The 12,954-nt window shown below is 44.4% G+C and carries 12 protein-coding genes and 1 pseudogene; 1 reads left to right on the top strand and 12 read right to left on the bottom strand.

Going from position 1 to position 12,954, the window contains the following annotated elements; genetic code table 11:
• Positions 1-114 precede the first annotated feature (114 nt).
• The 6 genes from DYD21_RS04830 to DYD21_RS04805 form a co-directional block, all read right to left on the bottom strand.
• Entirely contained in the window at positions 115-2,349 is a 2,235-nt protein-coding gene (locus tag DYD21_RS04830) for a hypothetical protein (protein WP_199535462.1), read from the bottom strand.
• Positions 2,350-2,727: 378 nt separating this feature from the next.
• On the bottom strand, positions 2,728-3,159 hold the full coding sequence (locus DYD21_RS04825) for a PIN domain-containing protein (protein WP_116033533.1): 432 nt from the start codon (positions 3,157-3,159) through the stop codon (positions 2,728-2,730).
• Complete coding sequence (locus tag DYD21_RS04820; RefSeq protein WP_116033530.1) at positions 3,149-3,409, bottom strand: DUF6364 family protein; 261 nt, start codon at positions 3,407-3,409, stop codon at positions 3,149-3,151. Before DYD21_RS04820 ends, DYD21_RS04825 begins: the two co-directional genes overlap by 11 nt.
• Before the next feature lie 79 nt (positions 3,410-3,488).
• Positions 3,489-4,295, bottom strand: a complete 807-nt coding sequence (locus tag DYD21_RS04815) for a CPBP family intramembrane glutamic endopeptidase (RefSeq protein ID WP_116033528.1) — start codon at positions 4,293-4,295, stop codon at positions 3,489-3,491.
• Positions 4,296-4,367: 72 nt separating this feature from the next.
• On the bottom strand, positions 4,368-4,781 hold the full coding sequence (locus DYD21_RS04810; RefSeq protein WP_116033525.1) for a VOC family protein: 414 nt from the start codon (positions 4,779-4,781) through the stop codon (positions 4,368-4,370).
• A 218-nt stretch (positions 4,782-4,999) separates the two neighbouring features.
• Entirely contained in the window at positions 5,000-5,368 is a 369-nt protein-coding gene (locus tag DYD21_RS04805; protein ID WP_116033523.1) for a DUF1428 domain-containing protein, read from the bottom strand.
• A 626-nt stretch (positions 5,369-5,994) separates the two neighbouring features.
• On the opposite strand from DYD21_RS04805, the gene DYD21_RS04795 reads away from it, so the two are divergent.
• A complete protein-coding gene (locus DYD21_RS04795) occupies positions 5,995-6,579 on the top strand; it encodes a Fic family protein (protein WP_116033518.1) in 585 nt (194 codons plus the stop codon).
• Between the two features lie 333 nt (positions 6,580-6,912).
• Here DYD21_RS04795 and DYD21_RS04790 read toward each other — a convergent pair whose 3' ends face one another.
• The 6 genes and pseudogenes from DYD21_RS04790 to DYD21_RS04775 all read right to left on the bottom strand — a co-directional run bounded on the left by DYD21_RS04790 (position 6,913) and on the right by DYD21_RS04775 (position 12,781).
• Positions 6,913-7,389, bottom strand: coding sequence for a hypothetical protein (locus DYD21_RS04790; protein ID WP_116033515.1), 477 nt, complete (start codon positions 7,387-7,389; stop codon positions 6,913-6,915).
• Positions 7,390-7,402: 13 nt separating this feature from the next.
• On the bottom strand, positions 7,403-7,885 hold the full coding sequence (locus DYD21_RS04785) for a hypothetical protein (protein WP_116033512.1): 483 nt from the start codon (positions 7,883-7,885) through the stop codon (positions 7,403-7,405).
• Positions 7,886-7,906: 21 nt separating this feature from the next.
• Entirely contained in the window at positions 7,907-8,032 is a 126-nt protein-coding gene (locus tag DYD21_RS21465; protein ID WP_370051354.1) for a hypothetical protein, read from the bottom strand.
• 208 nt (positions 8,033-8,240) lie between these two features.
• Positions 8,241-8,387 carry a hypothetical protein gene (locus tag DYD21_RS21290; protein ID WP_233505478.1) on the bottom strand — a complete coding sequence of 49 codons (147 nt, stop codon included), beginning with the start codon at positions 8,385-8,387 and terminating at the stop codon, positions 8,241-8,243.
• Positions 8,388-8,402: 15 nt separating this feature from the next.
• Positions 8,403-8,726, bottom strand: a pseudogene (locus DYD21_RS21460) (DUF2306 domain-containing protein); the annotation flags it as partial.
• Positions 8,727-9,310: 584 nt separating this feature from the next.
• On the bottom strand, positions 9,311-12,781 hold the full coding sequence (locus DYD21_RS04775; protein ID WP_116033507.1) for a methylmalonyl-CoA mutase family protein: 3,471 nt from the start codon (positions 12,779-12,781) through the stop codon (positions 9,311-9,313).
• Between the last annotated feature and the right edge of the window lie 173 nt (positions 12,782-12,954).

Here is a 12,954-nt window from a genome sequence, read left to right as displayed (position 1 = left end):
TGTTGATAGCAGAACTGCTTTTTTTTGATGAGATTACTATTTCTTATGCATCTGAGCTACCAGCTTTTGCATTTTTTGCTGATTCTGCTACCCGCCGACAGAAATTTCTGTTTACTACGGCATTGTGATCAACCCCTCGTGCCTTACTACCCAGCTCCCATCCTGTGGAAACCCGGGAGCATCCATATCCGGTGCGCCATCCCATCCGCCGGCCATCATGGCAACAGCCGTAAGTACTCCGCCATTGCCGGGAAGGTATAGGGTGAGTCTTGTATCCTGGTAGTTATGGCCATTGGGCAGATACGTGTTTTTTTGAACATCCATCATCAATGCGTCGATAGCAATGTCTGGTTCCCCCACCCGGGCCGCCGTCATCGCAACAAGGGGGTAATCCCAGCCCCAGGTGTGATCCCAGTTCCAGGAATCCATCACCTCGTGCAGGGTTCTTCTCATCTTCTCCCTGTCAACCCCATTGCAGGGTAAAAATCCACACGAACCCAGTAAGGTGGGATGATCTCGTCGCTCGTTCGCATCGGTAAAGGTATTGGGATGCGACTCAGTATTTACATATAAACCGTCCTTCTCCGGCAGTGGGGAGAGGTTTTCCAGAACCCTGTCCCATTCGGGATCTCTTTCCAATCCCAGTCTTTCACGCCATTGCTGTGCGGTTTCCAGTCCAAATTTCCAGTATGCAAGTTCAAAACCAGGGTTAAACGTCTCCTCCGGCGGGAAGATTTCCTGTGCGGGAATCAATGGCGGCCCAAGCACATATTCTCCTTTTTCTTCAACCCAGCTGGGGTAGCTCGCCATGAAATCAGCGGTTTCGAAGACGACATCCCGAAATCGTTCTAAAGTTTCCTGACCGGGTTTTTGCCGGTGTACCAGTTCAGCGTAATAGATAGGATGAGGCTGCTGCCATACCAGGAAAACTCCCACACCGGATGGTGAATCACGGCCGTCCGGACTTACCATTTTGGGCCATCGTATCCCCTCGTATCCTTGCAGTTCAGTAGCTGCACGGGCAACGGGCATAATCTCATCATACCAATCCAGGCTGTTTTCGAGCATATCCAGGCGATCCCATAATGCAAAATGGACGCCGTGCCACCAATGCATTTCAAGATGAAATTTACCGAACCAGCTATTATATGTAAGCCCTGTTTCCTGTGGCGGCATAGAACCAGAACTCTGGATCGCCATCAGGTATTGAGAAAGAACGATTCGCCTTTCCAGCTCATGAGCCCTCGGGTCGCTGCTCTCTGACAGGTCAATCGCGCCACCTCTCAGCCAGAAATCATTCCACCACCCTTCAACAGTCTCTTTTGTGGAATAGGCATCAGGCAGGTCATCCGTGACTTGTTCCTCCAAAAATGCAACGGTAAATGAGAGAGGGTTTCCGGTATCGGAAAAGGAAAGAAAATACTCGTGATCGGCCCGCTTCTCAACATCACCACGCTCGTCCCATGCCAGCTTTACAAAATATTCATCCTCGTCGAGAATACGGTGCCACTCCCGGTAGTCATCTCCGTTGCTGATGGAATTCGTTGTATGATGTTCGGGTTTCGACCAGTCGGACGGGTCCCCGGCATGAAGTCCCCTGCCGTACGGAAATGCAATCACCACCCCGATCTGTTCGTGCGAAAGTGAGGATGCATCGACCGTAACCGCAAGCATATCATGGTCAGGATGCACACGAGTTTCTACGGAAACCGGGTTTCCTTCCACCTCAAATTGGCTGTGAAGGGTGCCGCTCCATAAGTCCAGCTCTTGCCGGACCGATTCGACCTCTTCAATATCTACAACAGTACCATCACTCTTTTTTAGTTCAAAACCGATCCGCGCAAGGTTGAGGCGATGCGGATTTTCCCGAAGCCAGTCCCCTGCAGGTGTGTTTTGCAAGCTGGCGTAGGGCACATCACGCCCATGGGAATCATACATGCGGGTGGCGTCGGCCATGGTATGTCCTTCCGGATTCGGAAAACTGTGCCATCCCCATTGCGATTGTGTGGCAAGAGGAGAAGCCCCTTCAATCTCTCTTTGCTGTAGAAAACCATCAGGACCGGGAGCGGGAACGTTGTCTTCATCCCGGTTATAAAAATCGGTAAAGGTCTGCAACCCGGTGATATCCGCCGTAAAGGCAAATTCGCCGTTACCCACCGAGAGAGGCGATAATCGATTTATTTCAGTCAGCACGGGGTTATGACGGGTGACAAGTGCATGACGATCGATACTGTTCTCCTGGTCAACAGATTTATGGCCACCATCTGAATTGCTTCCAGTCAGGAAAAATAAAGTAATTGCAAAGTAAAAAATGAAGATCGAAAGAACATGATTTTTGAGGGTATTCATGTGGTTAACTTTTTATAGTAATATTCTTAAGGCTGCTGTTTTATTTTTATTCAATTCACAATTTTGGGAACCGATTGACGGTGTGAATGCATAGTTCATTATAATGGTAGAAGGATCGGTAGAATATTGATTTTTCTCGCTTCAACTTAATCGGTTAAGTGTACTATTCCTCTGGTAAAAATGCAATTCTGTAATGGTTTTGAGTAGTTGTTAGAAAAGCGATTTGGCCAGCAGATCCGCAATGTCTCCCTGAAATCCTTCGGTGCGGTTCTTTCACCGTCATGAATATCCCTCTGACAAAGGATTTATGCGATGGTATTTTGTTGTGCCACAGCATTCACTACTCTGAAGATGTCACCAGGTAACAGAAATATCCTATCAGCCCTCACTTTCTCTGATTTCAGACAAAAATTGTTGAGGTGATAACACTGGCAGGTCGTCACTTTTAAAATCGCCTGGATTCCGGGTTACCAAAGCATCACACCCCGCAGCAAGTGCTGCCTGGTAGTGGATAGCATCTTCAAAGTCGGGCCATTTTATTTTGAGAGCCTGATCGATTACTTCTCTTGACACATTTGCAATATCAACGGTTCTTCGAAGTCCATTAATAGCCTGATACACATTTTGTTGAGATGCTGTCTGACTAAGAATGTAAAATATCGTATCGAAACTATGTGCTGCCACGAAACCCTCTATGATACCTTTCTCAGAATAATCAAAAATTATCTGTGCCTGAACGTCAAAAGGCTTCCTTTTTTGAATTGCATCAATGCATATATCTGTATCAATCAGAACTCTATTAGAGGTCATATTTCTTTCTAAGGGCTTCTAATTTCAACTTTTTGTAATTGTAGTTATCCAGTTTCTGAGATTCGGGTATAGCATTCATTAACTGTTCAACTCCGCTTCCCGGTTCTGGCGTAAACTCCTCCGGATCTTCCTCGCGGATGATTGCCTGTTCAACTAACTGCGAGACACTGATTCCGCGACTTTTCGCAATCCGCTTGGCCCGCACTTTGATGCTTTCTTCGATGGTGAGATTGAGTGTTTTTTTGCTCATAACAGAAGATTTAAGTGAATGCGTATCTGTAATTTAATGAATGCGCATTAAAATCTGAAATGGGGCATAGGCTTTAAAACTATGTAAATTTGGAAGGAGTTTTAATTTGTAAATATGGCCATATAATCCACAGAATCCCGGATAACACCGATGTAATAATAAAAGGTGACACGGGTGAATGCACAAGTGGCAAAGGAGCATTTATCAAGGCATGTATCCCAATAACTACAAACAGGTTTTGGGTTCGAACATACAGCGCAACGCCAATAAGACCAGCTACGGTCAGAATTGCCATTTGTACAAACAGCTCATCTACCGACATCTGAGCATTAATTATTCGAGTTGGAATATGTACGATTGCAAATAGAAATGATGAAACAACAGCAGCATAGAGCAAACGCAGGTTGTGTGAACCTCCGAATTTCTTATATAGCTGGGGAAAAAGATATCCGCGGAATGCAACCTCCTCATACGTAGCCATACCCAGCAGCATGGCTGCAAAAAAGCCCAGGTTAGCAATAACTCCTGGTTGACTCCAGTCAGAGTGTGTCTCCACCGTACCTGTGACAATCAAAGAGGTAAGAATCAATGATGTTTGGGTAATTACCCATAATCCGGCTGTAATCAAGAGTGCAACCGGTATTTGAGGAAAATGTAAACCGATATCAACTGGTTTCAACCGCCCGTAAACAAATAAAATACCAACTATAACAATCAGAAATAGAGTAGCGGCAAATAACAAATCCGGATGAAGGATCCACTGCGTCTTTTGCGCAATCGGAATAAAAATCTGTGGAGAGTAATGAACTAAGACTACAATTAGAATAGCTTGAAGCAGCAAAAATATGCTAATTACCCCCCAGCCTGATTCACGAACAGCAAACATTATTCTATACTCATAGGTAAATTTTTAAAAAACTTATATGCTAATAACGACATTGCGCTCATGTTCACAAAACTATTTTGTCCGACCTTCAACAATTTTGTCATATTCTTCATCGTATGGTTCCCATAACTCAATCTTATTACCTTCCGGATCTAAAATGTGAACAAACTTACCGTACTCATGAGTCTCAATTTCATCCAATACTTTCACTCCTTCTTCTTCGAGTTGATCAACTAACCACTCAAGATTTTGAACTCGATAATTGATCATGAAATCCTTTTGTGAAGGTTCAAAATAAGAAGTGGTCTCACTAAATGGGCTCCATTGAGTAAATCCCTTTTTAGTACTGTCTTCTGCTTGTCTCCATTCAAAATTTGTACCCCATTGATCAGTTTGAAGTCCTAAATGCTTCTTATACCATTGTTTAATTTTTTCAGGATCTTCACTCTTAAAAAATATTCCCCCCACTCCTGTCACTCGATTCATATCTGTTTGTATATCGGTTTGATTGGTAACTATTTCGCTAAATGAGAATCCAAAATAGAAAGATACTGTGAGAGCCTAAACATATGATAATATTCTTTTCATTTTATTGAACTTAATCATTAAGACCTATTTGTAAATTTATGCGGGAAAACTATAATATCCTTGACAAGGTCCATTTTAAAGATGTTATACGCGCTCTGACTGGATGATTTGGATGATTAAACGAACGACCGGTAGCCTCCATACACCATTCGTTCGGCATCAAAAATTAATCTTTTAGGGTCGGTCAACGGTGCGACTAATTCTGCCATCCTTGGGTCGTTGGGAACTTGTTCGTTTGCTAAATCACGAGTCTCTTTCGAAGGAAACAAAACCCATCCAAATACAATTGCTTCATCTTCTTTCAAATCCATTACTTCAATGAAAGAACGTGTTCCTTCCAATTCTAAATCTTCTCCGACATACTCGAAATAAGCAATTGCACCATATTCTTTCCAAATTTCAGCTACTTTTTCAGCCACACCCTTGTATTCGTTCAGGTGAATTCGTGGAACCGGGAGTACAAATCCGTCAATATATTGTTTCATGTTACACTCCAATCTCTTTACTGAAGTTTATTTTAAGCCGTATAACGGCCTGGCGATTAAGCGGCGAGCCGAGTAATTAATAATTAAAGGTCCAAGCCGTGTTCGAGTTCGCCGTAACCGATTGTTAGGTTTACTTATAGCTCGCAAGCACAACTTTTTCACTTGAATCTAATTTGATAAAACATTGATTCGTAACAAAAAAGAGCCGACTACTGAACACAATAACTGATCCGTTTACATCAATTTTGTGTGTATATCTGGACAGGTTAGCTGTTTCCAGTTGCCTGATTACATTTGATTTCATTTCACCAGCCGAGAAATTACCGCATAGATAGTAGACTTCATCTTTCCCCGTTTTCCAGGGAATTGCGAACAGAGTAATAAAAACAGCCGTAATTAAAAGGCTAATAAGGAGTTTATTATTTTTTAGCTTCATCCTGGATACCAGATATTTTTGTAAACATAACGGTTTGGAGGCTAAGCGGTTTTACCGTTTAAATAAATAAAGTGGTAAAATATATGAACTACTACAAGGGCAATGGTTTAATTAAGTCGATGGGCCGCAAAATCCGCTTGAAATACCTTGTTATAATGCGATTCACCCGATACCATAGTATAATTGAACTATGAAATACCACACACCTGAATCTGAAGATGAAATACTGCCGAATAAGCTCGGATTAGAAGATCCCGGGAAAATCGCCGAAGAAGAATACCGGGGATTTCTTAGAGCTGAAATCAAGTTCGAATCGGAACTGGATCATATAAACCAATTTAACTGGAAGTTTATTTCATCTATTCACAAAACAGCATTCAGTCATTTATATAAATTTGCAGGAGAGTTGCGACAAGTTAATTTGTCCAAAGGTGGATTCATGTTCCCCGCTGCCAGATTTCTACCTGCTGCCGTCGAGGAATTTGAAAAAGAGTTCCTGAAGCCACTACCAGATTCATTTGAAAATTATGAAGAACTAATTGAACTCGCTGCGCCACTTCATGCTGAACTACTTTTCATTCACCCGTTTCGAGATGGGAATGGACGTACAGCGAGACTTTTTGGAGATCTTATAGCTTTAAAGAGGGGATTTGAGCGATTCAATTTTGAAATGATTTCCGAGAAAAGTATGCCGGAATATATTGCAGCGGTTCAGGCAGCAGCAGATAAAAACTATGAACCGATGACCAGGCTATTCAGGAGTTTGAAGAAGTAGAACCGTTTTGAAACTCCCGGACCACTTCTCGTCGAATTTGATCAGCTCTCTTCTTTGATATATTCATCCCTTCAATACGAAATGAAGCTCTTTGTGACTTCATAGCTTCGCGGGAAATGGTGTCGATATTCTTCTTATTAGTAGCTGAATTCATACTCTAAATATACCAAAATTTGTGCTTAAATACAGAAGGTTGGAGAAAGCATTATAACAAGTTAAGGCATGGAACTCGGCAGGCTTCGTTCCATGCCTTAACTTGTTATGTAGCTGGTTTATTAGATTGTTAATGTTTTTTACTTATTATTTTGGGAAAATATTGTTGAAGAATAATCACTACAGTTGATAATTAATTACAACTATAACAATGAAGATTAGCAAAATTGATAACAACCAATAAAAAAACATAATCTTTATTTTCCGCTCTGCATGATTTTGTGCAAAACCAATTGACTGTGCAATACTAATAGTAAGACCTAATGGCCAAAAGAATAGATATAAGAAAAAATAGAAGGCTTTGACAGCCTTAATGTTGCCATGTGATTTAAATAATTCATTTTTATTTCCATAATCTAAAGCCATTATAAAAGAAAAACCGCAAAGTATGCCAACAAAGAAGTAGTCCTTTAAGCGATCATGAAGATCAATTGGTATTAGTCTAAATACTGGATAAACAATTGCATCATAAATGGCTGCAAAATCTACAAAAAATTGTTTCCACAGAAAGATATTCTGCGACAAACTAATTAGTCCTATTAGCCCTAAAGGGATGGAAATGATAGTATAAATTACTTTTAACGGATTTTTAGTCATTAATTATAACTATTTACTCTAGTGATTTTAGACGAAAATCCAGATTGAAATATTTTGTGATGAGTTTCAGAATCCTATAACTATTCTCCCATCCTCCACAAAAATTTGGACTCATCGCTATTGTAACTACATCAATATGATCAAGACATGAGTCAATATTTTTTAAAAATTCTTGTATATAAGCATCGGAAACAAATTGGTATATATTTCCATTTGAATCCTCCGTAAAAAAGTAATCTATATCAATATTTAAAATCCAATGAGGTGACTTTATCCAATGATGAATATTTGTATTCATTTCAATTATTGATGGCTCATAAATTTTGATATTGATACAGTCACTATCATCTTTATGTGTTGCAAAATAGGCTAAATGATAAATCTGTGGGAATGGTATTAATAGGTTTCCAATATAATTATCAAAGCGAAAAAGCTTACTTGGGTTACCATTTTGCGTTGTTAGATTACGATAATCTTGGAAGCTAAGAGATTGCAAGTTTATACCCTTTTCTACAACCTATGAATTCATAAATTTAGAGAATAATAAACAATCATAATGCCTGTCAACATGAAAAAGGTTTATACCTTTGGTCTTCTTAATTTTTTGCAACCAACACCAGGCGGCACAAAGATGGTTATCCATTATATAAAACTTTTCATGATTGTATAAAAAGTTCACATACTCTTGATCTGAGTTTTGGAGTTTGTTGCTTGATTGAATCCACACTGGCTTTTAAAGTTTTGCTACATAACGTCCCAACGCATAACGGGCGCGGAGATTATGAGTAAATAAACGATTAAAAATTTAAAACAATCAACCTCGGAAACCGAAGCCTCGTCCGCGTCCCCAGTTAATGCACTTTGTTAGGCTGACGCCTGCCCGAGCCAAGACCTGCAAGAATTTTTGGAACCCGTGTGTGGATGAGTACGCCTCCAATTAATACAACCAAAATGGATGGCAGTCCCACTGTAAACTGTGCTGGCAGGCTAGAACTCATTGTCACGATCTGTGCTATACCTGCTGCCACCAATCCTACATATGACCAGCTAATAAAATAGGCATGAAGATCAAGCCACGAAGATACTGGGCGACGCAGGAAGGCCGGAATGAATCCGCTGATAAGCGTGACGAGACTAATTACTGCAAGAATATGGAATGGCCCCATGCCGACCGCCTCTTCGTAGACCGAAAGCGCACTGACGTTCACTGAAAGTAGAAAGATGACGTAAAAATAGCCAAGTATCCGATGCCTACGGCCGCCTTTCGGTCGAAAGGCTACTACCGCTCCTATGAGCAATGCTGCTATCGCGAATACTACGTGGATTGTTCCTATCATCTGATTTAAGTTTTCTTTGTCGCTTCGGCAGCCTAACATATATTTCCCCGCAGTCTACTAAAATCTGCTTCGCGCTAATAATACTTTTTCTCCCCCACTACCGCAAACAGTGGGAAAAGTGTTATCCTGTAATATTCCGACTCGTTTTTGTCTTGTCGCAGATAAAAGTTTACAGGAGTTGCAAACCGGATCGGATAAGGTGTGAGGGCAATTTGTTTGAGGAGCGAGATCTTGGCATGTCTTTACATCAGATCCGCAATGTCTTAGAAAGGCATTACGGATCTATTGGTACCCCCCCCATGAACACCCCTCGAGCCACACTAAATGCCGATGCTTTGCTGGGGAGATTTGGGATCGAAATAGGAAGAGACATGGTATTTCTGAGGGTTTCATGCCAGATCAAGGGATGTCATCTCTATTTTCGATTCGAAGTTTGCCAGAGTTTTGTTCTTGAGAAATACCATGTCGGCTCATTCCCAAAAACAAATAACCGATACACCAATGAACACCCCTCGCCTACGCTGCCGCTTCGGCACTCCCCTCGAGCCACACCTGGTGCCGATACCTCGGTGGGGAGACTCACTTTACATATTCCGTCGGTACTGACCACCTACCTCATACAACGCACGGGAAATCTGACCCAGCGAGGCCACTTTTACCGTCTCCATCAGCTCTTCGAAGAGGTTGCCGTCTTCGCGGGCTGTTTTTTTGAGGCGTTTGAGGGCTTCGTCAGATTTGTCGGTGTTGATTTTCTGGAATCGCTCCAGGTTGTCGATCTGCTGCTTTTTCTCTTCTTCGGTGGAGCGGATCAGCTCGATCTCTTTATCGTCCTCTTCTGATTTCTTGTCGTTCAGGAAGGTGTTTACGCCGATGATCGGGAGTTCACCGCTGTGTTTTTTGGATTCGTAGTACAGGCTCTCCTCCTGGATCTTTCCGCGCTGGTACATGCTCTCCATCGCGCCCAGAACGCCTCCGCGATCTGTAATGCGGTCGAACTCGGCCAGGATCGCTTCTTCCACAAGGTCAGTCAGATCTTCGATGATGAACGAGCCTTGCAGAGGATTCTCGTTTTTGGTCAATCCCATTTCTTTGTTGATGATCATCTGGATCGCCAGTGCACGGCGGACCGACTCTTCCGTAGGTGTGGTAATCGCCTCATCGTAGGCGTTGGTATGCAGTGAGTTGCAGTTGTCGTAGACAGCCATCAGCGCCTGCAGAGTGGTACGAATGTCGTTGAACTGGATCTCCTGCGCGTGCAGCGATCGTCCGCTGGTCTGGATATGGTATTTCAGCTTCTGTGACCGCTCATTGGCGCTATATTTGTGCTTCATAGCAATCGCCCAGATGCGTCGCGCCACACGGCCGATCACCGCGTATTCGGGATCGAGGCCGTTACTGAAAAAGAAAGAGAGGTTGTGGGCAAAATCGTCGATATCGAGTCCGCGCGAGAGGTAGTACTCCACGTAGGTAAAGCCGTTGGCCAGCGTGAAAGCCGCCTGCGTAACAGGATTGGCTCCCGCCTCAGCAATGTGGTAGCCGGAAATCGACACGGAGTAGTAGTTCCGAACACCGTGTTCCGTGAAGTAGCTCTGAACGTCACCCATCATCTTCAGGGCAAATTCGGTGGAAAAGATGCATGTGTTTTGCGCCTGATCCTCTTTCAGTATATCGGCCTGAACCGTTCCGCGGACCACTTTAATGGCATCCGATTTAATCTTTTCGTACGTCTCCTTGTCCACCAGCTGGTCGCCGCTGATTCCCAGCGTGCTCAGGCCAAAGCCGTTGTTCGTGGCGGGCAGATCGAGGCCATACTCCGGCTGCGGCAGGCTTTTCTTGTCAAAAATGTCCTTGATTTTCTTCTTCGCCTCATCCCATTTACCGTTCTCCTTCAGGTAGCGCTCCACCTCCTGGTCGATCGCCGTGTTCATAAACATCGCCAGGATCATCGGTGCGGGACCGTTGATCGTCATCGAGACAGAAGTTGTCGGCGAGGTAAGTTCAAATCCGGAGTAGAGTTTTTTCATGTCGTCGAGCGTACAGATGCTCACACCCGAGTTCCCGATTTTTCCGTAGATATCCGGACGTATATCGGGATCCTCACCGTAGAGCGTCACCGAATCAAACGCTGTGGAAAGGCGCGCGGCGGGAAGTCCTTCACTTACGTAGTGAAACCGTTTATTGGTCCGTTCGGGCGTGCCCTCTCCCGCAAACATCCGGGTGGGATCCTCCCCTTCGCGTTTAAACGGAAATACGCCTGCCGTGAAGGGAAAGTAGCCGGGCAGATTCTCTTTCAGTGCAAACCGCAGTTTGTCGCCGCTGTTTTTGGTTTTGGGTAGCGAAATGCGCGGTACTTTTGTGCCGCTGAGCGATTCGCGGTATAAATCGTTTTTGAACACTCTGTCACGGATTTTCACCTCAAACTGATCCTGCTGGTACCGTTCATACAGCTCATCCCAGCCATCCAGAATTCCTTTCGGCAGCGGATCCAAACGCTCAATCCAATGCTCCTTCATCTCGGATAGCTTCTCGCCAATGACCGGCTTCTCTTCCGGGTTCCAGTTTTCGAGCTGTTGCAGTGTCCCTTCCACCTGGTCGAGCTTCGAGGCGACCTCCACCTGCTGTTCCGCCCACTCGTGGTAGCCCTCAATTGTTTCAGAAATTTCGGACAGATAACGCTGACGCCTGCCCGGAATGATCGCCTGTGTATGCAGATCTTCGGCCGGTTTAGCGTTTTGATACAGTTTTGTCTCCCAGCCTATCGAGTAGTGATCGTTAATTTTGTCCACCAGCGCTTTGAATAAGCGGTGAACGCCCTCATCGTTAAACTGCGCCGCGATGGTTGGGTATGCCGGCATCTTTTTCGGATCGATATGCCAGTCGCCCCGGTTGCGCTGCATCTGTTTACGGATATCCCGAAGGGCGTCGAGCGATCCTTTTTTCTCAAATTTATTCAGCACAACAATCTCGGCAAGGTCCAGCATGTTGATCTTCTCCAGCTGGGTGGCCGCACCGTATTCGTGGGTCATCACGTAAATCGGAATGTCGGTGATTTCGGTGATTTCGCTGCCGCTCTGACCGATCCCGCTCGTCTCCACAAGAATCAAATCAAACCCTGCCGCTTTATAAACAGCGATCGCGCCTTTAATCGCTTCGCTGATCGACTTGTTGGATGCCCGGGTGGCCATGCTTCGCATAAATACCCGCTCGGTATCGATACTGTTCATCCGGATGCGGTCACCCAGCAGCGCACCGCCGGTCCGCACTTTCGACGGATCGATGGAGATCACACCGATCGTCAGATCTTCAAACTCGGTGAGAAATCGGCGGATCAGTTCATCGGTCAGTGAGCTCTTACCCGCTCCGCCTGTGCCGGTGATCCCGATCAGCGGAATGGAGCTCATTTTTGTGCCATCAAGCACCGTTTTACCGCCCGACTTCAGGATCTCATCATCAAACGTCAGAACATCCTTATTGCCATTTTCCAGTGCCGATATCGACCGGGCGATCTCGACGTGGTTTTTCACTGATATCTTCGAAGGATCGGCTTTGCGGATCGTGTTGGTATCAAAATCACACTCCTCCATCATAAAGTTGATCATCCCCTGGAGGCCCATCTTGCTGCCATCTTCCACGGAAAAGATGCGTTTTACCCCATAGTCATGTAGCTCCTCAATCTCACGCGGAACAATCACACCGCCGCCGCCGCCAAAAATCTTAATATGCTCGCCTCCGTATTCCTTCAGCAGATCTACCATATACTTAAAGTACTCCACGTGTCCGCCCTGGTAGGAGCTGATCGCAATCCCCTGGGCATCCTCCTGGATGGCGCAGCGCACGATCTCATTTACCGAACGGTTGTGCCCAAGGTGAATCACCTCTGCCCCGGTCGCCTGCAAAATCCTCCTCATGATGTTGATGCTGGCATCGTGCCCATCAAAAAGGCTGGCAGCCGTCACAAAACGCACACTGTGGGTGGGCTGATATTTCTGCTGCGGAGCTTGTCCGTTTGTTTCGGCTTTCGTGGTCGGTTTGTCTTTGGTAACTGCGTCAGACATAGTAATTATTCCCTAATAAATTCATTTGGAAGCGATTTCACAATATACGGAATCTGTGCATCAGACGTAATGAAACCCGTTTAAAAAGTGTTAACGTGTCTGTTCAACAAAATTCTGAGTCAAAATTCTCCAGTTGTGAGTTTTGAGTGTTTAGTTTTTAGTGAATGTCAAAA

Origin of the sequence: Rhodohalobacter sp. SW132 (assembly GCF_003390325.1) — a bacterium.
Classification (GTDB): domain Bacteria; phylum Bacteroidota; class Rhodothermia; order Balneolales; family Balneolaceae; genus SW132.
This window is presented reverse-complemented; position numbering and strand designations above follow the sequence as displayed.